This window comes from Chryseobacterium taiwanense (assembly GCF_000813825.1).
In the GTDB taxonomy this organism is placed as follows: domain Bacteria; phylum Bacteroidota; class Bacteroidia; order Flavobacteriales; family Weeksellaceae; genus Chryseobacterium; species Chryseobacterium taiwanense.
Genome location: NZ_JWTA01000009.1, coordinates 1 through 23,364, shown reverse-complemented (window position 1 = coordinate 23,364; position 23,364 = coordinate 1). Strand labels below are relative to the sequence as shown.

At 36.7% G+C, this 23,364-nt stretch carries 15 protein-coding genes and 2 tRNA genes; 1 reads left to right on the top strand and 16 read right to left on the bottom strand.

Features of this window, described 5'->3' with window-relative positions; all coding sequences use genetic code 11:
- Positions 1-75: 75 nt before the first annotated feature.
- The 10 genes from rpoC to tuf all read right to left on the bottom strand — a co-directional run bounded on the left by rpoC (position 76) and on the right by tuf (position 13,328).
- On the bottom strand, positions 76-4,341 hold the full coding sequence (gene rpoC, locus RM51_RS11805) for a DNA-directed RNA polymerase subunit beta' (protein WP_039369563.1): 4,266 nt from the start codon (positions 4,339-4,341) through the stop codon (positions 76-78).
- An 84-nt stretch (positions 4,342-4,425) separates the two neighbouring features.
- A complete protein-coding gene (gene rpoB, locus RM51_RS11800) occupies positions 4,426-8,247 on the bottom strand; it encodes a DNA-directed RNA polymerase subunit beta (protein WP_039369561.1) in 3,822 nt (1,273 codons plus the stop codon).
- Between the two features lie 566 nt (positions 8,248-8,813).
- Positions 8,814-9,182, bottom strand: coding sequence for a 50S ribosomal protein L7/L12 (rplL, locus tag RM51_RS11795; protein ID WP_039369558.1), 369 nt, complete (start codon positions 9,180-9,182; stop codon positions 8,814-8,816).
- 45 nt (positions 9,183-9,227) lie between these two features.
- On the bottom strand, positions 9,228-9,824 hold the full coding sequence (gene rplJ / locus RM51_RS11790) for a 50S ribosomal protein L10 (protein WP_039369556.1): 597 nt from the start codon (positions 9,822-9,824) through the stop codon (positions 9,228-9,230).
- Positions 9,825-9,841: 17 nt separating this feature from the next.
- Positions 9,842-10,534, bottom strand: a complete 693-nt coding sequence (gene rplA / locus RM51_RS11785; RefSeq protein WP_039369552.1) for a 50S ribosomal protein L1 — start codon at positions 10,532-10,534, stop codon at positions 9,842-9,844.
- Between the two features lie 11 nt (positions 10,535-10,545).
- Positions 10,546-10,992, bottom strand: coding sequence for a 50S ribosomal protein L11 (gene rplK / locus RM51_RS11780; RefSeq protein ID WP_039369549.1), 447 nt, complete (start codon positions 10,990-10,992; stop codon positions 10,546-10,548).
- 224 nt (positions 10,993-11,216) lie between these two features.
- Positions 11,217-11,759, bottom strand: coding sequence for a transcription termination/antitermination protein NusG (gene nusG / locus RM51_RS11775; RefSeq protein ID WP_039369546.1), 543 nt, complete (start codon positions 11,757-11,759; stop codon positions 11,217-11,219).
- A 21-nt stretch (positions 11,760-11,780) separates the two neighbouring features.
- The gene (gene secE, locus RM51_RS11770; protein ID WP_039369543.1) at positions 11,781-11,987 is read right to left on the bottom strand and encodes a preprotein translocase subunit SecE; all 207 of its coding nucleotides are present in this window, start codon (positions 11,985-11,987) and stop codon (positions 11,781-11,783) included.
- A gap of 12 nt (positions 11,988-11,999) precedes the next feature.
- A tRNA-Trp gene (locus RM51_RS11765) sits at positions 12,000-12,070 on the bottom strand.
- A 52-nt stretch (positions 12,071-12,122) separates the two neighbouring features.
- Positions 12,123-13,328, bottom strand: a complete 1,206-nt coding sequence (tuf, locus tag RM51_RS11760; protein ID WP_039369540.1) for an elongation factor Tu — start codon at positions 13,326-13,328, stop codon at positions 12,123-12,125.
- 331 nt (positions 13,329-13,659) lie between these two features.
- Between tuf and RM51_RS11755 the strand changes: the two genes are divergently transcribed.
- A complete protein-coding gene (locus RM51_RS11755; protein WP_039369537.1) occupies positions 13,660-15,165 on the top strand; it encodes a DUF4394 domain-containing protein in 1,506 nt (501 codons plus the stop codon).
- Positions 15,166-15,251: 86 nt separating this feature from the next.
- Here the strand turns inward: RM51_RS11755 and RM51_RS11750 are convergent, their stop codons facing one another.
- From RM51_RS11750 to RM51_RS11725, 6 genes are all read right to left on the bottom strand, one after another.
- Positions 15,252-18,350, bottom strand: coding sequence for an efflux RND transporter permease subunit (locus RM51_RS11750; protein WP_039369534.1), 3,099 nt, complete (start codon positions 18,348-18,350; stop codon positions 15,252-15,254).
- Positions 18,351-18,398: 48 nt separating this feature from the next.
- The gene (locus RM51_RS11745) at positions 18,399-19,484 is read right to left on the bottom strand and encodes an efflux RND transporter periplasmic adaptor subunit (RefSeq protein ID WP_039369531.1); all 1,086 of its coding nucleotides are present in this window, start codon (positions 19,482-19,484) and stop codon (positions 18,399-18,401) included.
- Positions 19,485-19,486: 2 nt separating this feature from the next.
- The gene (locus tag RM51_RS11740) at positions 19,487-20,728 is read right to left on the bottom strand and encodes a TolC family protein (RefSeq protein ID WP_084111105.1); all 1,242 of its coding nucleotides are present in this window, start codon (positions 20,726-20,728) and stop codon (positions 19,487-19,489) included.
- Positions 20,729-20,865: 137 nt separating this feature from the next.
- Positions 20,866-22,230, bottom strand: a complete 1,365-nt coding sequence (locus RM51_RS11735; RefSeq protein ID WP_039369526.1) for an ATP-binding protein — start codon at positions 22,228-22,230, stop codon at positions 20,866-20,868.
- 1 nt (position 22,231) lies between these two features.
- Positions 22,232-22,912, bottom strand: a complete 681-nt coding sequence (locus RM51_RS11730) for a response regulator transcription factor (protein ID WP_039369523.1) — start codon at positions 22,910-22,912, stop codon at positions 22,232-22,234.
- A gap of 321 nt (positions 22,913-23,233) precedes the next feature.
- Positions 23,234-23,305 (bottom strand) — tRNA-Thr (locus RM51_RS11725).
- Between the last annotated feature and the right edge of the window lie 59 nt (positions 23,306-23,364).

Below are 23,364 nucleotides of genomic sequence, written 5' to 3'. Positions count from 1 at the left end.
ATTTTTTTTAATTCGAAATTTGAGGTTGTGAAAATATAAAAATAATTTCAAACCTCAAATTCCAAATCATTAATTTTAGTTAAGGTCTTCGAATTCTTTTCTAGAACCTACAATTACATTCTGATATTCTTTAAGACCTGTACCTGCAGGAATTCTGTGTCCTACAATTACATTTTCTTTAAGACCGTTCAGATCATCGATCTTACCTGCTACAGCCGCTTCGTTTAGAACTTTAGTAGTTTCCTGGAACGATGCCGCAGACATGAATGATTTAGTTTGAAGAGCTGCTCTTGTAATACCTTGCAATACAGGTGTTGCTGTAGCTGGTAAAGCTTCTCTTACTTCAACTAAAGCCTGATCTTCACGCTTCAATTTAGAGTTTTCGTCTCTTAATTCTCTTGCAGTAATCATCTGACCTGGTTGGAATGCTTTAGAATCCCCAGCATCAACTACTACTTTAAGACCGAATACTCTGTTGTTTTCTTCTAAGAAGTCATACTTATGTTCAAGAGCTCCTTCAAGGAATTGAGTATCACCTCCGTCAACGATAGATACTTTCGTCATCATCTGTCTTACGATAATTTCGAAGTGCTTGTCGTCGATTTTCACCCCTTGTAGACGGTAAACTTCCTGAATTTCGTTTACCAAATATTCCTGAACTGCAGTTGGACCTTTAATTCTTAAGATATCGTCTGGAGTAATTGAACCGTCAGAAAGTGGCGAACCAGCTCTTACGAAGTCATTCTCCTGTACTAAGATCTGGTTTGATAATTTAACTAAGTAAATTTTTCTTTCTCCAGTTTTAGCTTCAACGATCAATTCACGGTTACCTCTCTTGATTTTTCCGTAAGAAACTACCCCATCGATTTCTGTAACAACCGCCGGGTTTGAAGGATTTCTTGCTTCGAATAATTCGGTAACTCTCGGAAGACCTCCGGTGATATCCCCTGCTTTTGCAGATTTTCTTGGGATCTTGATTAGGACTTTACCCGCCTTAATTTTTTCACCATCGTTTACCATTAAGTGGGCTCCTACCGGTAAGTTGTATGCTTTCTGCTCAACTCCTTTAGAATCTACCACTTTCAAAGTAGGTACGGCTTTCTTATTTCTAGATTCAGAGATTACTTTCTCTTCGAATCCTGTTTGTTCGTCAATTTCAAGTTGGAATGAAATACCTTGGATGATATCCTCGTATTCTACCTTACCTGAAGTTTCTGCAATGATAACCGCGTTATACGGATCCCATCTACAGATTGTATCCCCTTTCTTCACTTTATCACCTGGTTTTACAGATAATATAGATCCGTAAGGTACGTTAGCTACCATTAATGGAGTTCTAGACTCATTATCAGCAACCAATCTAAATTCCGTTGAACGAGATACTACAACCTCAGCTGTATTACCGTTTTCATCTTCAGAAGTAATGGTTCTTACTTCGTCCATTTCAACGATACCATCTCTTCTTGCAACGATTGAAGGATTTTCTGAAACGTTACCTGCAGTACCCCCTTGGTGGAAAGTTCTCAACGTAAGCTGAGTACCTGGTTCCCCAATTGACTGTGCTCCGATAACCCCTACAGCTTCACCCATGTGAATCATTTTACCTGTTGCTAAGTTTCTACCGTAACATTTCGCACAGATACCTTTTTTAGCTTCACAAGTTAATGGTGAACGTACTTCAACAGCTTCTAATCCTGCTTCTTCAATTCTCTTCGCTAATTGCTCAGTAATAATTTGATCAGCTTCAGCGATAATTTCATCACTTTCCGGATCATAAATATTATGTAAAGAAACTCTACCTAAGATTCTTTCAGAGATTTTTTCAACAATCTCATCATTTTTCTTAAGTGCAGTAACTTCTGTACCTCTTAAAGTTCCACAGTCGTCTTCTGTAACGATAACGTCCTGTGCAACGTCTACCAATCTTCTCGTTAAGTAACCTGCATCGGCAGTCTTAAGAGCGGTATCCGCAAGACCTTTACGAGCACCGTGGGTAGAGATAAAGTATTCTAGGATGGAAAGACCTTCTTTAAAGTTTGCAAGGATCGGGTTTTCGATGATCTCTGCACCGGTAGAACCAGCTTTTTGTGGTTTCGCCATCAAACCTCTCATCCCTGATAACTGACGGATCTGTTCCTTAGAACCCCTCGCTCCAGAGTCAAGCATCATATATACAGAGTTGAAACCACCTTGGTCAGTTTTCATTCTGCTCATGATCATTTCAGTTAATCCAGCGTTTGTGTTTGTCCAAACGTCGATTACCTGGTTATAACGTTCTGTATCGGTAATTAGACCCATGTTATAGTTAGCTCTAATTTCGTCTACAGTTTCGATTGATTGTGCAATCATCTGCTTTTTCTCAACAGGAACTACGATGTCTCCTAATGAGAAAGAAAGACCTCCTTTGAATGCGTTTGAATACCCTAAGTCTTTCATTGCATCCAAGAACTTCACAGTTGTAGGGAAATCTGTATCAGCAAGGATCTTACCGATAACATTTCTTAATGATTTCTTAGTAAGAAGTTCATTAATATACCCTGACTGTTTAGGTACAATCTGGTTGAATAAAATTCTACCTACAGAAGTTTCGATCAATCTTGTAACGATTACTCCATCTTCTTTAACAGGAAGTCTACATCTTACTTTAGCATTTAAAGATACTCTACCTTCAGCATAAGCGATTTCCGCTTCTTCAGGAGAATAGAATGCAAGACCTTCTCCTTTTACTTTCATAGTATCTGTAGAGCTCAATTCTTTAGTCATGAAATAAAGACCAAGAACCATGTCCTGAGATGGTACTGTAATTGGAGAACCGTTTGCAGGGTTCAAGATGTTTTGAGAACCTAACATCAATAACTGAGCTTCAAGGATCGCTTCAGGACCTAACGGTAAGTGTACCGCCATCTGGTCACCGTCGAAATCGGCGTTGAAGGCTGTTGTTACTAACGGGTGTAGTTGGATTGCCTTACCTTCAATCATCTTAGGTTGGAAAGCCTGAATACCTAGTCTGTGAAGCGTAGGTGCTCTGTTCAATAGAACAGGGTGACCTTTCATCACGTTTTCTAGAATATCATAAACTACCGGTTCTTTTCTATCAATAATTCTCTTTGCAGATTTTACTGTTTTTACAATACCTCTTTCAATTAGTTTTCTAATGATGAATGGTTTGTAAAGTTCCGCAGCCATATCTTTAGGAATACCACACTCGTGAAGCTGTAAGTTTGGACCTACAACAATTACCGAACGCGCAGAGTAATCTACCCTTTTCCCTAGTAAGTTCTGACGGAAACGACCTTGCTTACCTTTCAATGAATCTGAAAGTGATTTCAATGGTCTGTTTGATTCAGATTTTACAGCTGAAGATTTTCTTGTATTATCGAATAATGAATCTACTGATTCCTGAAGCATACGCTTCTCGTTTCTCAAGATTACTTCAGGAGCTTTGATCTCCAATAATCTCTTCAAACGGTTGTTTCTGATAATAACTCTTCTGTAAAGGTCATTCAAATCGGAAGTAGCGAAACGTCCACCATCCAACGGAACCAATGGTCTTAGTTCTGGTGGGATAACTGGAAGTACACGCATAATCATCCACTCTGGTCTGTTGATCATTCTTGTATTCGCACCTCTCAATGCTTCTACAACGTTCAATCTTTTCAGAGCTTCTGTTCTTCTTTGTTTTGAACCTTCGTTGTGAGCTTTGTGTCTCAAGTCGAAAGACAATGCATCAAGATCGATTCTTTTTAATAATTCTTCAACAGCTTCAGCACCCATTTTAGCGATGAATTTGTTTGGATCAGAATCGTCAAGATATTGGTTTTCTACAGGAAGAGTTTCCATGATATCAAGGTATTCTTCTTCTGTAAGGAACTCCATTTTTTCAAAGTCGGAACCGTCTAATTTCTTAGCGATACCTTGTTGGATAACTACATATCTCTCGTAGTAGATAATCATATCCAATTTCTTTGAAGGAATACCTAAAAGGTAACCGATTTTGTTTGGTAAAGAACGGAAATACCAGATATGAGCAATAGGAACAACCAAACCGATATGTCCGATTCTCTCTCTACGTACTTTCTTCTCCGTAACCTCTACACCACAACGGTCACAAACGATCCCTTTGTAACGAATTCTCTTGTATTTACCACAAGCACATTCGTAATCCTTTACAGGACCGAAGATTTTTTCACAGAACAAACCGTCTCTTTCAGGCTTGTGTGTTCTGTAGTTAATAGTTTCCGGCTTAAGAACCTCCCCTCTTGAGTCTTGTAAAATAGACTCCGGTGAAGCTAAACCGATGGTTATTTTATTAAATCTACTTGATTTATTTTTATTTGACATTTGTTAGATTTTAAATTTTAGATTTTAGATTTTAGATTAATTTTTGAATGTCGCCATTCAACATTTATAATTTAAAATTTAAAATTATTCCTCTAGTCTTACATCAAGTCCAAGACCTTGTAACTCGTGAAGTAATACGTTGAATGATTCTGGAATACCTGGTTCAGGCATAGATTCACCTTTTGCAATTGCTTCATAAGTTTTTGCTCTACCAATCACGTCATCCGACTTCACAGTCAAGATTTCTCTCAAGATATTTGATGCTCCGAATGCTTCAAGAGCCCAAACCTCCATCTCTCCGAATCTCTGACCTCCGAACTGAGCTTTACCTCCTAACGGCTGCTGAGTAATCAATGAGTAAGGACCGATAGAACGTGCGTGCATCTTATCATCTACCATGTGTCCTAATTTCAACATATAAATGATACCTACCGTTGCAGCCTGTGTAAATCTTTCTCCAGTCCCCCCATCATAAAGGTGAGTGTGACCGAATTTAGGAAGACCTGCTTTCTCAGTATACTCAGTAATTTGATCTAATGTAGCCCCATCGAAGATTGGTGTAGCGAACTTCAATCCTAATTTTCTACCAGCCCATCCAAGAACTGTTTCGTAAATCTGACCGATGTTCATACGAGAAGGTACCCCAAGTGGATTCAATACGATATCTACCGGTGTTCCATCTTCTAGGAATGGCATATCTTCTTCACGAACGATTCTAGAAACGATACCTTTGTTACCGTGACGTCCCGCCATTTTATCTCCTACATTCAGTTTACGTTTCTTAGCGATGTAAACTTTTGCCAATTTCATGATACCTGCTGGAAGCTCATCTCCGATTGAAATTGCAAATTTCTCACGGTTTTTAACCCCTTGGATATCGTTATATTTGATTTTGTAATTATGAATTAATTGTTTGATTAATTCATTTTTATCGTGATCTACCGTCCAGTCTGAACCGCTAACGTTTACATAATCTTCAACTGAAGTCAATAATTTGTGAGTGAACTTCACACCTTTACCGATGATTTCTTCGTCTAGGTCATTTGTAACCCCTTGAGAAGTTTTACCGCTTACCAGTGTATTTAATTTTTCAATTAAAGTATTTCTCAACTCATCAAACTTAGCCTTGTAAGTGTTTTCAATCTCTTCAAGTTTAAGTTTTTCTTCAGTTCTTTTCTTTTTGTCTTTAATGTTTCTTGAGAACAATTTTTTGTTGATAACAACCCCTCTTAGTGAAGAGTCAGCTTTCAATGAAGCATCTTTTACATCACCAGCTTTGTCACCAAAGATTGCTCTCAATAGTTTTTCTTCAGGAGTCGGGTCAGATTCACCTTTTGGAGTAATTTTACCAATCATGATATCTCCAGGCTTCACTTCAGCACCGATTCTGATCATACCGTTTTCGTCAAGATCTTTAGTCGCTTCTTCAGAAACGTTTGGAATATCTGCTGTAAGCTCTTCCATACCTAATTTGGTATCACGAACTTCAAGAGAATATTCATCTACGTGAATTGAAGTAAACCAGTCTTCACGTACAACTTTTTCGTTGATTACAATCGCATCCTCGAAGTTGTACCCTTTCCAAGGCATGAAGGCAACCACTAAGTTTCTACCAAGAGCTAATTCTCCGTCTTCAGTAGCATAACCGTCGCAAAGTACCTGTCCTTTTTCCACTACATCACCTACTCTTACGTTTGGTCTTAGGGTAATCGTTGTACTCTGGTTAGTTTTTCTAAACTTAGTAAGGTTATATGTTTTAGTAGCAGACTCGAATTGTACTAAATCTTCGTCTTCGCTTCTTTCATATTTAATAGTGATCTTATCAGCATCTACGTACTCTACAGTACCTGTACCTTCAGCATTGATCAAAATTCTAGAATCTCTTGCAACTTGTTGCTCAAGCCCTGTACCTACGATTGGAGCTTGTGGCTTCAATAGAGGAACTGCCTGACGCATCATGTTAGATCCCATCAACGCACGGTTCGCATCATCATGCTCCAAGAAAGGAATCAATGAAGCTGAAATACCAGAAATCTGGTTTGGTGCAACGTCGATAAGGTTTACCTGAGAAGGCTCAACTACAGGGTAGTCACCATCAAGTCTTGCAATAATTCTGTCTGTTAAGAATTCACCGTTATCATTCAACTCAACGTTTGCCTGAGCAATTACTTTGTCTTCTTCGTCTTCTGCATTCAGATAGATAGGATCAGCAGCAAGATCAATCTTACTGTCTTCTACTTTTCTATATGGAGTTTCGATGAAACCTAGTCTGTTGATCTTAGCATAAATACCTAAAGATGAAATCAAACCGATGTTTGGTCCTTCCGGAGTTTCAATCGGACAAATTCTTCCGTAGTGAGTATGGTGAACGTCTCGAACCTCGAAACCTGCTCTTTCTCTTGATAAACCTCCAGGCCCTAGTGCAGAAAGTCTACGCTTGTGCGTGATTTCTGAAAGCGGGTTGGTTTGGTCCATAAACTGAGAAAGCTGGTTCGTTCCGAAGAATGAGTTGATTACAGACGTTAAAGTCTTAGCATTCACAAGATCTAGAGGAGTAAAGATTTCGTTATCTCTAACGTTCATTCTTTCCTTGATCGTTCTTGCAATTCTTGAAAGACCTACACCGAACTGACCTGCTAATTGCTCACCAACAGTTTTAATTCTTCTGTTTGATAAGTGATCGATATCATCAACCTCTGCTTTAGAGTTTACCAACTCGATCAAGTGTCTTACGATCGCAATGATATCTTCTTTTGTAAGAACCTCGGTTGTCGTAGGAATATTAAGACCTAATTTTTTGTTTAGTCTGTAACGTCCAACTTCACCTAATGAATATCTTTGCTCAGAGAAGAATAATTTTTCAATAATTCCTCTTGCAGTTTCCTCATCTGGTGGATCTGCATTTCTCAACTGACGGTAGATATACTCTACTGCCTCTTTTTCAGAGTTAGTAGGGTCTTTTTGTAATGTATTCTGGATAATAGAGAATTCATTGCTGTTTTCTTTGTGAATCAAGATAGATTTCACACCAGCATCCAAAATAAGATCTAAATGTTCTTTTTCAAGAATAGTTTCTCTATCCAAGATGATTTCGTTTCTTTCGATAGAAACTACTTCACCGGTATCTTCGTCTACGAAATCTTCGAACCAAGTGTTCAATACTCTCGCAGCCAATGTTCTTCCTTCTACTTTTTTAAGGGCAGCTTTAGAAACTTTAACTTCTTCAGCAAGGTCGAAGATCTGAAGGATATCCTTATCAGATTCGTAACCGATAGCTCTTAATAAAGTTGTTAATGGTAACTTTTTCTTACGGTCGATATACGCGTACATTACGCTGTTGATATCTGTCGTAAATTCCATCCAAGATCCTTTGAAAGGGATAATTCTTGAATAATACAACTTAGTTCCGTTTGCGTGGTAAGTCTGTCCGAAGAATACACCAGGTGAACGGTGAAGCTGCGTAACAATAACTCTCTCTGCACCATTGATGATGAAAGAACCACTAGGCGTCATGTAAGGAACCGGGCCTAAATATACATCCTGAACCACAGTTTGGAAATCCTCGTGCTCAGGGTCTGTACAATACAATTTAAGTCTTGCTTTAAGAGGCACTGAATACGTCAATCCTCTTTCCACACACTCATCGATTGAATAACGTGGAGAATCTACCAAATAATCTAAGAATTCCAATACGAATTGGTTTCTAGAATCGGTAATCGGGAAATTTTCCTGGAAGGTTTTGTACAAACCTTCGTCTGTTCTGTCTTCAGGAAGCGTATCAAGCTGGAAAAACTCACTGAAAGACTCGATTTGGATATCCAAGAAGTCTGGAGTGATGATCTTCCCTTTCGCTGAAGAGAAATTAACTCTCTGATTTCCCCTAATTGTAGGTGTTGTTTTACTCATAAAACTTTTAAGAAAGGTTAAAAAATATTTTGATTTATTACAAAAATATCAGAAGAAAGTAGAGAAAAATAGGTGGAAGAAAAGAAAAAGTAAGAAAATTTTGGCGCAATTATCAAGTCTTTGTTCTTTATTCTCAATCCTTTAAGTCTTAATCTAACTTCTAACTGCAACGCTGGTATATCTTTTCACAGCGTAATGCAAAATATTTTTATTACTTTTGAGGCAGATTCGCCGCAATATCTATATACAAGAAATCCCCTTCATTTTCATGAAAGAGGTGATATTCAATATTTTATAGATTTACAAACAATTATTCGCGCCAAAAGAGACTGCAAATTTACAAAAACTTATCCACATTCACAATATTTTATTGTGTTATATGCTCGTCAGTTCTTTTATACTTATTTCATACTTATACAATTCAGAGAATCTAGATATAATTAATTGTCTAATATCAGTAACAATAGCTGACTTATCAATTTCAAAAAAAGTTTCTAAAACTCAATTTTATTCCACAAAAAAAGCCCGGGTAAAATACCCGAGCTTATTATTTATAGTAAGATTGATTATTTCAATTCTACTTCAGCACCAGCTTCTTCTAATTGCTTCTTAAGAGCTTCAGCTTCGTCTTTAGAAATACCTTCTTTGATTGGAGCAGGAGCACCATCTACGATATCTTTAGCTTCTTTAAGACCAGCACCAGTTAAATCTTTTACTAATTTAACGATAGCTAATTTAGAAGCACCTGCAGACTTAAGAATTACGTCGAATTCAGTCTTTTCTTCAGCAGCTTCACCTGCACCACCTGCAGCAACTACTACAGCAGCAGCAGCTGGCTCAATTCCGTACTCATCCTTAAGGATAGCAGCTAATTCGTTTACGTCTTTTACTGTTAAGTTTACTAGCGTTTCAGCTAAATTTTTTAAATCTGACATTGTTGTAATGTTTTTTGTTGATTATTGATTATTTTTTGAGTGTAATTATTCAGCAGCTGGCGTTTCGTCAGTGCTTTCTGCAGCAGGAGCTTCTGGAGCCGCCTCAGCAGGAGTTTCTTCAACTGCAGGAGCAGCAACTTCTTCAGTTGTAGCTTCTCCAGCTTCAGATTTGTTTTGAAGAGCAGAAACAACTCTCTGGATTGGAGACTGAAGTAATCCGATGATTTCACCGATCATTTCTTCTCTAGACTTGATGCTTACTAAAGTATCTAAGTTTTCGTCACCAACATAGAAAGTTTCCTGAACAAAAGCAGACTTTAATGCCGGCTTCTCATCCTTCTTTCTGAAGTCTTTGATTAATTTCGCAGGAGCGTTAGCTGTCTCAGAAATCATGATCGCTGAGTTTCCTTTGAAAGACTGGAACATCTCAGAGTAATCTACTCCTTCGATTTGCTCCATTGCTTTTTGTAAAAGTGTATTTTTTACAACTTTTACTTTAATATTTTGCTTGAAAGCCTGTCTTCTGAAATCAGAAGCTTTACCAGCGTTCAAACCTTCTAGATCTGCTACGTAAACTACTTTTGCATCCTGAAGCAAATCTTTGATCTCTTGTATTGCTACAACTTTTTGGTCTTTTGTCATTGTCTTAGGATTTATTATTAGTTAACAGATTTAGTATCGATTGCAATACCAGGACTCATTGTAGAAGACAAATAGATAGACTTCACATAAGTACCTTTAGCAGCAGTTGGCTTCATTTTGATCAAAGTAGAGATCAATTCCTGAGCATTTTCCTTGATTTTAGCAGCATCGAAAGATACTTTACCAATACCTGCGTGGATAATACCGTATTTGTCTACTTTAAAGTCAATTTTACCAGCTTTTACTTCAGTTACTGCTTTACCAATTTCCATTGTTACAGTACCTGATTTAGGGTTAGGCATCAAACCTCTTGGTCCTAATACTCTACCTAATGGTCCTAATTTACCCATAACAGCCGGCATAGTAACGATAACGTCAACATCAGTCCAACCATCTTTGATTTTTTGTAAATATTCATCAAGACCTACGTAATCAGCACCAGCTTCTTTAGCTTCTGCTTCTTTATCTGGAGTTACTAAAGCCAAAACTTTAACATCTTTACCAGTTCCGTGAGGAAGAGATACAACACCTCTTACCATTTGGTTTGCTTTTCTTGGATCTACACCCAATCTTACAGCGATATCTACAGAAGCATCAAACTTTGCAGAGTTCACTTCTTTTACAAGAGCTGAACCTTCTTCAAGGTTATAGATTCTTCCTTTTTCTACTTTGCTTAAAGCTTCCTTTTGCTTTTTAGTTAATTTTGCCATTTCTATTAGTTTTAAGCGTTAAAAGTTGGTTTAGTTCCTGTTACTCTTAATCCCATAGATCTAGCAGTACCTGCAACCATAGAAACTGCAGAATCCATTGTAAAGCAGTTAAGGTCAGTCATTTTATCTTCAGCGATTTTTTGAACTTGAGCCCAAGTTACAGCACCTACTTTGTTTCTGTTCGGTTCTCCAGAACCACCCTTGATTTTAGCCGCATCCATCAACTGGATTGCTGCAGGAGGAGTTTTGATTACGAATTCAAAAGATTTGTCTTCGTATACTGTAATTACTACAGGTAAAACTTGTCCTGGCTTATCTTGAGTTCTTCCGTTAAATTGCTTACAAAACTCCATGATGTTCACACCTGCAGAACCCAATGCTGGACCTACTGGTGGAGAAGGGTTAGCAGCGCCACCTTTCACCTGAAGCTTTACCATTTTAAAGACTTTCTTAGCCATTTTTTGTTTTTTAAGTTTGAATAATTAATGAGTTTGGAAGCATTTATTATTCAGCAGGTTATCCATATCTCACCTTAGATAATCCTACTTTTCGGACTGCAAAATTATAAAATATTTTTGAAATAGCAAATTGATATCTTATTTTTTATTAAAAATTTAATCTAAAAATAAAAACCCACTCATTTTTCAATAAGTGGGTTTCGAATATTTTGTAAGTATAATGATTATACTTTTTCAACCTGCATATAGCTAAGCTCCATTGGAGTTTTTCTTCCGAAGATAAGAACTGATACTTCAATTTTCTTTTTATCTTCAAGAATTTTCTCTACTGTTCCATTGAATCCATTGAATGGTCCGTCAATTACTTTAACGTTTTCTCCAACGATGTAAGGAATTTCAACATCACTTGCAAATTCTGACAACTCATCCATTCTTCCAAGCATTCTGTTAACTTCAGACTTTCTCATTGGAACTGGATCACCTCCTTTTGTTAAGCTTAAGAAAGAAATAACTCCAGGAATGTTCTTAATAACGTGAGGAATCTCTCCCATTAATTCAGCTTCAATCATTAAGTATCCAGGATAGTAAGGTCTTTCTTTAGGAACTTTTTTACCGTTTCTAATTTGAATAACCTTTTCCATAGGAATAACCACTTGAGTAACGTACTGCTCAAACCCTAAACGTTTGATTTCTGTCTCAATATAGTTTTTCACTTTATTTTCCTGTCCGCTGATAGCTTTCAGCACATACCATTTCAATTCGCTCATTGTGGGAAAATACTTTTATTATTAATTGAACAAGTTGATTAGCATTCCTATTATGTTGCTGATTGCTTTAGAAAACAATTCGTCAACCCCAAAGGTAAATAACGCCAAAATAACTGTTGCAATAGTCACTACAATTGTAGATGATTGCAGATCAGCCCACTTCGGCCATTCAACTTTATGTCTGAATTCGTTATAAGAACCTTTTAAAAAATCGATAAATGAACTCATAATTGTTATTTGCACGGGCACAAGGATTCGAACCCTGATCAACGGTTTTGGAGACCGGTATCCTACCATTGGACGATGCCCGTAGATTAAAAGTTCCGTAAGTTTCCTTACGGAACTTTAATTATATTAAGATGATTAGTCTAAGATTTCAGTAACCTGACCTGAACCAACTGTTCTACCTCCTTCTCTGATAGCGAATCTAAGACCCTCGTTAAGAGCGATTGGTTGTAACAATTCTACAGTGATCTCTAAGTTATCACCAGGCATTACCATTTCTACACCTTCTGGTAAGAAGATCTCACCTGTAACGTCAGTAGTTCTTACGTAGAACTGAGGACGGTATTTGTTGTGGAATGGAGTGTGACGTCCACCTTCTTCTTTAGAAAGGATATAAACTGAAGCCTTGAATTTTTTGTGAGGCTTAACAGAATCTTTCTTAGCGATTACCATACCTCTCTTGATGTCAGTTTTTTCAATACCTCTCAACAATAGACCTACGTTATCACCAGCTTCTCCTCTGTCTAGGATTTTCCTGAACATCTCAACTCCTGTAATTGTAGAAGTTAATTTTTCATCACCCATACCTACGATATCAACTGGGTCACCAGTGTTGATAATACCAGCCTCGATTCTACCAGTTGCTACAGTACCTCTACCTGTAATAGAGAATACGTCTTCGATTGGCATCAAGAATGGCTTTTCAGTATCTCTTACTGGCTCGTCGATCCACTCATCAACTGCATCCATTAGAGCTTCAACAGTTTTGAACCACTTATCTTCAGAATCACCGTTAGTTGCAGCAGTAAGTGCACCTAGAGCAGAACCTTGGATTACTGGAGAGTTATCTCCGTCGAAATCATAAGTAGCTAATAAATCTCTAAGTTCCATTTCAACAAGCTCTAACAATTCTGGATCATCCACCATGTCAACTTTGTTCATGAAAACAACGATTTTAGGTACGTTTACCTGACGGCAAAGTAGGATATGTTCTCTAGTCTGAGGCATTGGTCCGTCAGTTGCAGCACATACTACGATAGCTCCATCCATCTGAGCAGCACCAGTTACCATGTTCTTTACGTAATCCGCGTGACCTGGACAGTCAACGTGAGCATAGTGTCTTTTTTCAGTTTCGTATTCGATGTGAGCAGTATTGATAGTAATACCTCTTTCTTTTTCTTCTGGAGCAGAGTCAATTGCAGAGAAGTCTTTTTTCTCAGCAAGACCTTTGCTAGCTAATACAGCAGAAATAGCAGCTGTAAGAGTAGTTTTACCATGGTCAACGTGACCAATAGTACCAATGTTCAAGTGTGGTTTGTTACGATTAAACGTTTCCTTTGCCATGATTTGTAATTATTTATTTATTGTTTTTCAAATTTTCGGTGTGCAAATATAATGAATTTTTAAATACTAAAACCTTTTTATTAAAAAAAGTTTCAATATTCAAATCCAATGAAGTACAAACCGTATATTTCAAAGTATTGAGACTGCAAATTTACACAAATTTCTTGATTGAAAAAATCTTGATAAATGTTTTATTAAAAATCAAAACTATCTCATTAATTATGAATATTATATAAAAACAAAATATCCATAAAAAAAATTAATTGTTATTGAAAAAACCAAAGTAACCCGTTTCTCGTACATAAAAATACAACCATTAAAAAATAATATTATGAGAAAATTATTACACTCCTTTATGGCCGTATCTGCTGTTTGTATTATTTTATTTTCATGCAATGATTCTGATGATTCTATTATGCCTGAAAACAACATGATGCAAGGTCCAGATCTTATGGTGTATGGAATAACATCAATGAACGAACTGGTGTCTTTTAATTCAAATAATCCTAAAGCTTTTGTTTCAAAAACTTCTGTCATGGGAGTTCCAACAGGAGAAAAGCTATTGAGTATAGATTTCAGACCTGCAACAGGAGAATTGTATGCATTATCAAATGCCAGTAAATTATACATCATTAATACAGCAAATGCTTTTGCAAGAGTTGTAGGTTCTACAGCATTTACACCTGCAATTTCAGGAACCATTGCTTCGATTGATTTTAACCCGACCGTTGATAGAATTCGATTGGTAAGCAATACAGGACAAAATCTTCGTTTACATCCTGAAACAGGGGCTTCAGCAGCAACTGATATGAATATCAATGGAGGTTCTAGTGCTTCTGTAACAGGCGTAGCTTATACCAACAGTAAATCCGGAGCTTCTTCTACCATTTTATATGATATAGATCCTGCAGCAGGAAAATTATTTAAACAAGATCCTCCTAATAACGGAACTTTGGTAGAAGTCGGAAGTTTAGGAACAACATTTACCGGACAAGCTGCTTTTGATATTAAATATGATAATAATACCGCTTTATTAGCTTTAAATGACAAATTACATCTTTTGGATTTAAATAGTGGTAAAGCTACCAGTATAGGATCACTTCAACAAGCAATTATTGATCTGGCAATACCTACAGAGCCCGTTGCTTATGCTGTTGATAATTCAAACAATCTGCAAATATTTAATCCCAACAGTCCCATGCCTGTTTCAAAAAGCATTGCAGGATTACAAAGTGGTGAAAATATTTTAGGAATTGATTTTCGTCCTTTAAACGGACAGTTATATGCATTGGGAAGTTCCAGCAGAATATATACGATTAATTTAGGTACAGGTGCAGCCACTGCTGTTGGAAGCTCTCCTTTTGCGACCTTACTTTCAGGAACCGACTTTGGATTTGATTTTAATCCGACCGTTGACAGAATACGTGTAGTAAGTAATACCGGACAGAATCTTCGCCTCAACCCAAATGACGGAACTATCGCAGCAACGGATCTTACTCTTAATCCGGGAAACCCAATGATAAGTGCAGCAGCATATACGAATAATTTTGCAGGGGCAACTACGACTACTCTATTTGTGATTGATCATAATACCGACAAATTATATCAACAAAACCCGCCTAACAATGGTACCTTGGTAGAAGCAGGTTCTTTAGGCATCAATATTACCAATACCAATGGTTTTGATATCGGAAGCATGAGCCAAAAAGCTTATCTAATGGCTTCAGTGGGTTCAACAACAAAAATTTATACGATTAATACAAGTACAGGAGCTGCAACGGCGGTTTCAGATTATCCAAATACTGTAAAAGCTTTTACAGTGGGATTAGGATTTTAACTCATAATCTTATTTTGATAGAATGGAGAAGCGCGGAAAACAAAGTTTTCCGCGCTTCAATTAATATAAAATAAATGAAAGATTGACTAAATCTGTTGTGATTTTTTAGTTCTATTGAAGATCCAAAAGATAATCGGGAAAATTAATAATGTTAAAACTGTGGCTGTAATTAATCCTCCGATAATCACAATTGCCAAAGGTTTTTGAGACTCGGAACCGATTCCTGTTGACAATGCTGCAGGCATTAATCCGATAGAAGCCATTAAAGCCGTCATGATGACAGGGCGCGTTCTCGATTTTACTCCATTTAAAATAGATTCATCCAGACTTAGCCCATTCTTGACATTCTGATGAAATTCAGTGATAAGAATTACCCCATTCTGAATACAGATTCCAAGGAGAGCGATCATCCCTACTCCGGCAGAAATCCCAAAGTTGATTCCTGTGACATGCAAAGCAATAATACCTCCGATCAAAGCAAATGGAACATTCGCCAACACCAAAAGAGAGTCTTTCATGTTTCCGAAAAGGATAAATAATAGAAAGAAAATCCCTAAAATACTGATCGGAACCACCTGTGTCAATCGTTTTGATGCTCTCTGCTGATTTTCAAACTGACCGGTCCACCCGACAGTATATCCATCTGGAAGATCAATCTTAGCAACAGCTTTTTGTGCATCCGCAATGGTACTTCCTAAATCTCGATCACGGATTGAAAATTTTATTCCGATGTATCTTTTAATATCATCACGGTAAATAAATGCCGCTCCGTTATCTTTTTCAATCGTACTGATTTCTTTTAAAGGAATTTTTGCACCATCCTGTGTCGGAACCATCAAAGCAGCAATATCATTTTCATCTTTTCTGTATTCCTGAGAGTAGCGAAGACGAATGGGGAATTTTCTTTCGCCATCAAACATTTCGGAAGCTGTTTTACCTCCAAAAGCCATTTCTAAAACAGATTGTGCATCATCGGGCATCACTCCGTAAGCAGCCATTTTATCTCTATCCAAGACAACACTTACTTCCGGCTGACCAATATTTTTGATAATTCCGGCATCTTTTACTCCTTGAATGTCTTTCACCTCTTTTAAAACTTTTTCAGCAAGCACATCCAACGTCTGAAGATTGTCACCATAAATTTTAATTCCATTTTCAGCTTTAAATCCAGCGACAGCTTCTGCTACGTTATCGGAAATCGGCTGAGAATAATTGAAGGTAATTCCTTGATAGGTTCTTAGTTTTTTGTCAATTTCTTCTATTAATTCTTCATAGGTGATCTTTCTTTTCCAGTCTGCTTTAGGTTTAAGATTTACGGCAAACTGTACAAATCCGAATCCGTTCGGATCGGTTCCGTCGTTACTTCGTCCCGTCTGAGCCAAAACATCGGTCACTTCGGAAAAGCTCATAATATCTTTCTTCAAGAGATCCGCTGTTTTTAAGGATTCTTTTAAGGAGGAACTCATCGGCATTTCAGCTGTGATCCATAATGAACCTTCATTTAATTGTGGTAAAAACTCTGTTCCCAAAAACTTCCCGGAAAATAAGGTAAGTGCAAGAAAAGAAAGGGAAACAATTAAACTTAATCTTTTATGTTTAAAAGTAAAATTGAAACCTTTTAATACAATTCTATCCCAGAAGTTCACAAAAGGATTGTTCTTTTCCTTTACATTTTTATTCAAAAGAATATGTGAAAGAACAGGAACCAAGGTCAATGTAAAGATCAACGCTCCCATTAAAGCAAAACCGAGTGTGAATGCTAATGGTGAAAACATTTTCCCTTCTACTTTCTGGAATGAGAAAATCGGGATTAATGAGGTGATGATAATTAATTTCGAAAAGAAAATTGCCTTTCCTAAACCGGTTCCAGTTTGCTTAATCCATCCTCCTTTTGCCATTTTATTGAACTTTTCCTGTCCATATTTCATGGCTTTATGGTCGAGCATTACAAAAAGTCCTTCCACCATGACGACGGCTCCATCGATAATAATCCCAAAGTCAACCGCTCCTAATGACAACAAGTTGGCACTCATTCCTGCTAATTTTAAGCATAAAAAAGCAAACAATAAGGATAACGGAATGATGATAGAGACAATTAAAGTTGTTCTCCAGTCGGCCATGAAAATTAATACAATCACCGTTACCAGAATGATTCCTTCCAATAAATTATGCATTACCGTTTCAGTAGTGAAATCCATCAGATTATCTCGATCGTAGAAAGTGACCATTTCCACATCTTTCGGAAGAATCTTTTCATTCAGTTCTTTGATTTTAGCTTTTACACCTACCAAAACTTCACGAGGATTCTCCCCTTTTCTCATCACCACAATTCCTTCCACCGTATCTTCCTGATTGTTCAGTCCGGCCTGTCCTACTCTTGGCAAAGAACCTTCATGTACATCTGCGACATTTTTAACCAACACAGGGTTTCCATGATCATTTTCTATCGTAATATTTCCGATATCTGAAATAGATTTTACCAACCCAATTCCTCGAACAACATAAGCCTGACCGTTTTTTTCAATCACATCTCCCCCAACATTTAAGTTACTTTTCGTTACCGCATCGTATACCTGAAGCGGAGTTAAATTGTATTTATCTAATGCTCTAGGATCAATACTTAATTCAAAAACTTTATCCTGACCTCCGAAAACATTGATATCCGCAACTCCGGGCACCCCTCTTAACGCTCGGTCGATTACCCAATTTTGTAAGGTTAATAGTTCACGGGAATCTTTTGTTTTACTTTGTAAAGTATATCTGAAAATCTCACCAGTCGGTCCATAAGGCGGCTGAACTTCAGGATCTACCTCATCAGGAAGACTCACTGTTCGCAATTGATTATTGACCTGATTTCTAGCAAAAGTATCGTCTACTCCGTCGTCAAAAAGAATTTTAACAATGGAAAGTCCAAACATTGTGGTACTTCTCACACTGGTTTTCTTTTGAACGGGGCTCATCGCCAATTCAATCGGGGTCGTTACAAAACGTTCAACCTCTTCTGCGCTTCGCCCGTTCCATTGGGTAATAATGACAATTTGGGTATTGGTAACGTCGGGAAAAGCTTCAATGGGCATATTTTTGAAACTGATGAATCCCGAAATCGCCAAAATCGCTACCCAAATAAAGGTAAATGCTTTATTTTTTAATGAAAAAGCAATTATATTTTTTATGAATTTATTCATGATAGATTTTTTGATGACTTAAAAAGTCGTTGAAAGAATTTTTCGATTTTAACTATTCAAAGAGCGGTAAATCAACAATTGATTGTTGGTGATTACCTGTTCTCCATCTGACAAACCTTCGGAAACATAGGTTGTTTCACCGACTTGTTTTAAAACCTTTATTTCTTTCACTTTTACATCTGTTCTGGATTTATAAATCACCACAAAACTTCTGTTATCATCAAAAATGACAGCCTTCGACGGAATGGTAAGTGCCATATTATTTTCTGAACTGGTCACTTTTATTGTCGCTTTACTTTCTGGTATCAACAATCCGTTTTGGTTGTCCAATACTACTCTAGCCTGCATTGCATTGGTTTCCGGATCGATGATTTTAAAGATTTTATCGATTTTTCCATCAAAAACTTTATCAGGATAAGACAATGTGGAAACCTGAGCTTTCATTCCCAGACTTATTTTATCGATATCCGATTCATTCACATTCATAATTGCCCAGACATTGGTTGTATTCGCAACATCAAAAATATTTTCACTTCTGTCACTTCTCAACTGCATATCTTTATTGATATTCTTCTGAACAATATATCCGCTGATTGGCGCCACAACACTGTAAATATTTCCTTTCTTCACATTGTACACCGTACTCACCGCGCTTGCTCTCTGTAACTGATCCTGCGCTTTCTGCAACTGGCTTTTTGCTTCCAACACATCTCTTTCTGTATTCAGTTTTCCTTCGTACATTTCTTTGGCAACACGAAGATTATTCTGAGCTACTACCATATCCGTTTTTGCATCGCTTACATCTTTCTGTATTTCCGCCAACTCCGTACTTCTGATCGTTGCTAATACCTGACCTTTCGTCACATGATCTCCCAACTCTACATTCACGCTCAAAACATTTCCCCCAACCAACGGATAAACATCGATATAGCTGTTTTTATCTGCAGAAATCTTTCCATAGAAATTGTAATCGTCTTCTATATATTTTTTTTCAACTTTCGCTAAAGAAATTGATTGAAGCATGGTATTGCTCAGTTCAAAACCTTTTTTCGCCTGTGGTTTTGTCTCATCCACTTTTTTTGAGCACGATAAAACGGACAAAGCCACCATTACCGGAATTATATATTTTTTCATGTTTAATAGAAGATTTTCGTTTGTACTAGTTGATTCAATTGTTCTGCGGATTGCATGATTTCGTTTTTCATATCGTAAATCTGAAGAGCCGTTTCTCTGTAGCTGTCCATGAAATCTGCAAATTCTATAAGACTGACATTCCCTTTTCTGAAATTATTCAGCATTCCGTTGTATACCAGTTCCATATTATTCAGATCGTTTGTTTTGATTTCTGCTAGCTGATCATATTGACTTTTCCACGTTCTGTAGGCAGCTTGAACTTTAGTTTCAAGATTTAATTTCTGAAAATCTGCATTTTTCTGATTTTGCTGAATCGCGAAATTGGCTTTATCTACATTTCCTTTATTCGATTTCCACAATGGTAACGGAATTCCTACCATCAGATTCACTTCATTTTTAAAAGTTCCTCCGTTTTGATCCCATCCTGCTCCAAGATTTAAATCAGGAACATTTAACGATTTTTGCCATTGAGTATACAACTTACTGTTGTCTATTAATTTTAAATTATATTGATAATCCGAGTTATTTTCCAATGCCTTTTTCTGCAATTCGGATTCGTCACCGAAAGGCTGTGCAGCCAGAATATCTTTAGCCTCAGAATCGGAAAGTTGTGGATTGATATCCTCTGTAGTCCCTGTTAAGACTTTTAAATTCTGTTCGAATTCAAGAATATTTTTATTAATACCTATTTTATCGTTATTCAACTGAATCACGATACTTTGCAGCCTCACTTCATCCTTTAGAGAAACATTTCCTTTTGCAGACTGCACTTTATAAGCAGCGAGAAGGTCATTCATATACCCCAACTGCTTATTGGTATTTTCAAGTTTTAGTTGTTCGTAATAAAGATCAAAATACGTCGTACGAAGCTGGGCTCTCAAATCCACGAGGAGCTGAGCAAACTGAAGCTGAGCCAGTTCTTTGTTGGATTTCGCGAAGGCAATTTCGTTTTTCTTTTTGCCTCCCATGTAAATTAACTGCGTTACTTGTGCGCCTTTAGCATGTCCTACATCAAAAACCTTTCTGTCATCAGGATTGTATGCATTGATTTGTCCGCTCAATTGCGGAAGTTCCCAGATTTTAGCCTGCAAAACATCTGCATCGGCCATATTGATGTTGTACTGTTCGGCGAGCAGTTGTAAATTGTTCTTCTGGAAAGCTTCTTCACAGTCCAAAAGAGACATTTGCTGTTGTGCCGTCATGAATGAGGAAATGACGATGAACAGCCCTGCAAATTTGTTCATTTTATTGATTTTATGATACAAATTTGCCTTTATGGGATTAAAATGCTCTTAAAGATGGCTTAAAAAAAAATTAAATTTGGCCAAAAAAAGGTTCTTGGAGTATTTCATGAACCCTTAAGAAGCTAAAATAGTCAGGATTATTTATTAAAAATCACACTGAATTTATTTAACAAATCTGATGGAGACGAATAGCTTATTTCAGCCCCATGATAATCAAGAATTCGTTTAACAATTCTAAGTCCTAATCCTGAGCCTGAAATATTTTGAGAGTTGTTTCCACGCATAAATGCTTCAAATAATTTCGACTGCTCTTCTACCGGAATCGTATCTCCATGAGAAATCACATCGACAATCAGGTTTTCATGGGTTTCTGTAATCAGAACATCTACTTCCGTATCATCGGAATAGACAGCGGCATTTTTAAATAAATTAATAAAAACAATATCGAGTAAAGACTGAACTCCTTTTATCGTTAAAAGAGCATCTTCGGAAGTATCTTCAGAAATCAGGAAATCCATTTTCAGTTTCGGATAACTTTTTTCCACAGCTTCAAAGGATTCAAAAATCACTTCATCAATTCTTACTTCTTCATAAATACTCTGGATATTTTCTCTGTCAAATTTAGTTAGTAATAAAAGTGAATTGGTGAGATCTGATAATTGGTACACATCTCTTTGGATCTGTTTTAAAGAAGTTAGAGTTTCAGGAGAGTGTTCATTAAATTTAATTAAATTTTCCAACTGAAAGGCCATTCTCGTAATGGGTGTCCGTATTTCATGGGAAGCACTCGCTGTAAAATCCTTTTGCGACTGAAAAACATCATCCAATCTCCCAATCATTGTGTTAAAAGATTTTGCGAGAACATCTATCTCATCGTTAGAATTACGGATAGGAATTTGTGTCGTCAGTTTATGAGCTGTAACTTCAGAGATTTCTTTATTCAAATCTTCCAAAGGTTTCAGGAATTGCCCCATAAAATAATAACTAAAGAAACCAATAAGCAACGTACTCATGACATAAGCTGTTATCAAAAGATATTTAAGATAAGCTAATTTTGAATTTCCGTTGGTATCGAGAGCGCTTGTAAGAATATAATAGTTTTCCCCATTGATAGTTTTGAGAGCAGCGTAAATTTCTGGAACCGTTTTCTCGGAATAGATAATTTTCTTTTCGTCAAGTTCTTTTAATAAAGCGCTATCCCAGGTTACATTTCGATCTTTGATGGTACTATAAATGAGTTCTTTTTTCCCATTAAAAATTAAAATGGTTTCGTTTAAAAGAATATTATCCGAATTTTCATTAAAAAACACAGGGGCTTCTTCTTCAAAATCTTTTGACTTGGCAATAAAGTGAGAAGTAAACTCTAATCTCTGCCTGAATCGTTCTTTGAATTCTTCTTTTCGGAAATCATTAAAAGACATATAAATTACCGCCATTACAATACCGAAAAGCAATGAAAAGGCAATACTGAGATTGAGCGCTATCTTCCTTTTTAAAGACATTTTATAATGGACTTAGATAATATCCGAAGCCGGAACGTGTATGAATAAGTTTAACTTTAAAATCTTTATCGATTTTCTTTCTTAAGAAATTAATGTATACTTCAACCGTATTGGTATTTGTATTGAAATTGTGTTCCCAAACGTGCTCTGTAATCTGTTGTTTTGAAACCGTTCTTCCCTGCGCTGCGGCAAGATAAACCAACAACTGAAATTCTTTTAAGGTAAGACTGATTTCATTTCCGCCACGGTAAACTTTTTGTTCCGTTTTATTCACAATCAAATCATCTATTCTGATAATATCCTGATCTGTTGTTTCTGAAGGAGCTTTTCTTCTCAGTAATGAATTAACACGCAACAATAGCTCTTCAAATTGGAAAGGCTTCACCAAATAATCATCTGCCAATCTGGTAAACGCATCTTTTTTATCTGACAAATCTCCGTACGCCGAAATGATGATGATAGGAGTATTCTTATCGAAGGAACGAATCGTCTGACAAACATCCAGCCCATTAATTTTAGGAACATTAATGTCCAATAAATACAAGTCGTATGTATTATTCTTTATCTGACGGATAAATGTTTCTCCATCATAAATTTTATCACAAGTAAAATTATTTGATTCCAAGAATTTGCAAAGTTCCGCCGAAAGAATAAGGTCGTCTTCTAATAAAAGAATATTCATCAAACTATATTTTATACGAATGTAACGAAAATTTTTATGATTATAAATGATGTTATCCTAAGAGAAGAATACTTTAATTAAATTTTAAGGTATAGATTTTATCTTTATACTTGAATTGATTTTGTATTTAAAATCAACATCCTTATCAAAGCTATTATTTAAAAATCGGAACTACACTCAGATGACTTTTTAATACGAGTGTTTAACCATAAACTGAAGTAGACTTCCATATTCTTTCTTATTACAATAGGAGTAATTCGAAAATAGTTTTCTTAAAGTTTAGGCAAAAAAATATCCCGAGGAAATCGGGACTGAAACGAGAGCCAACTACGGGACTTGAACCCGTGACCTCTTCCTTACCAAGGAAGCACTCTACCGCTGAGCTAAGTCGGCATTAATTAAAAAAATCACACTGAATAGCGTGATTTTTATTGAGCGGAAGACGGGGGTCG

Excerpts from the sequence above, each read along its gene's own strand:
- rpoC (WP_039369563.1), bottom strand. The coding sequence starts at position 4,341 with ATGTCAAATAAAAATAAATCAAGTAGATTTAATAAAATAACCATCGGT.
- rpoB (WP_039369561.1), bottom strand. The coding sequence starts at position 8,247 with ATGAGTAAAACAACACCTACAATTAGGGGAAATCAGAGAGTTAATTTC.
- rplL (WP_039369558.1), bottom strand. The coding sequence starts at position 9,182 with ATGTCAGATTTAAAAAATTTAGCTGAAACGCTAGTAAACTTAACAGTA.
- rplJ (WP_039369556.1), bottom strand. The coding sequence starts at position 9,824 with ATGACAAAAGACCAAAAAGTTGTAGCAATACAAGAGATCAAAGATTTG.
- rplA (WP_039369552.1), bottom strand. The coding sequence starts at position 10,534 with ATGGCAAAATTAACTAAAAAGCAAAAGGAAGCTTTAAGCAAAGTAGAA.
- rplK (WP_039369549.1), bottom strand. The coding sequence starts at position 10,992 with ATGGCTAAGAAAGTCTTTAAAATGGTAAAGCTTCAGGTGAAAGGTGGC.
- nusG (WP_039369546.1), bottom strand. The coding sequence starts at position 11,759 with ATGAGCGAATTGAAATGGTATGTGCTGAAAGCTATCAGCGGACAGGAA.
- secE (WP_039369543.1), bottom strand. The coding sequence starts at position 11,987 with ATGAGTTCATTTATCGATTTTTTAAAAGGTTCTTATAACGAATTCAGA.
- tuf (WP_039369540.1), bottom strand. The coding sequence starts at position 13,328 with ATGGCAAAGGAAACGTTTAATCGTAACAAACCACACTTGAACATTGGT.
- RM51_RS11755 (WP_039369537.1), top strand. The coding sequence starts at position 13,660 with ATGAGAAAATTATTACACTCCTTTATGGCCGTATCTGCTGTTTGTATT.
- RM51_RS11750 (WP_039369534.1), bottom strand. The coding sequence starts at position 18,350 with ATGAATAAATTCATAAAAAATATAATTGCTTTTTCATTAAAAAATAAA.
- RM51_RS11745 (WP_039369531.1), bottom strand. The coding sequence starts at position 19,484 with ATGAAAAAATATATAATTCCGGTAATGGTGGCTTTGTCCGTTTTATCG.
- RM51_RS11740 (WP_084111105.1), bottom strand. The coding sequence starts at position 20,728 with ATGAACAAATTTGCAGGGCTGTTCATCGTCATTTCCTCATTCATGACG.
- RM51_RS11735 (WP_039369526.1), bottom strand. The coding sequence starts at position 22,230 with ATGTCTTTAAAAAGGAAGATAGCGCTCAATCTCAGTATTGCCTTTTCA.
- RM51_RS11730 (WP_039369523.1), bottom strand. The coding sequence starts at position 22,912 with ATGAATATTCTTTTATTAGAAGACGACCTTATTCTTTCGGCGGAACTT.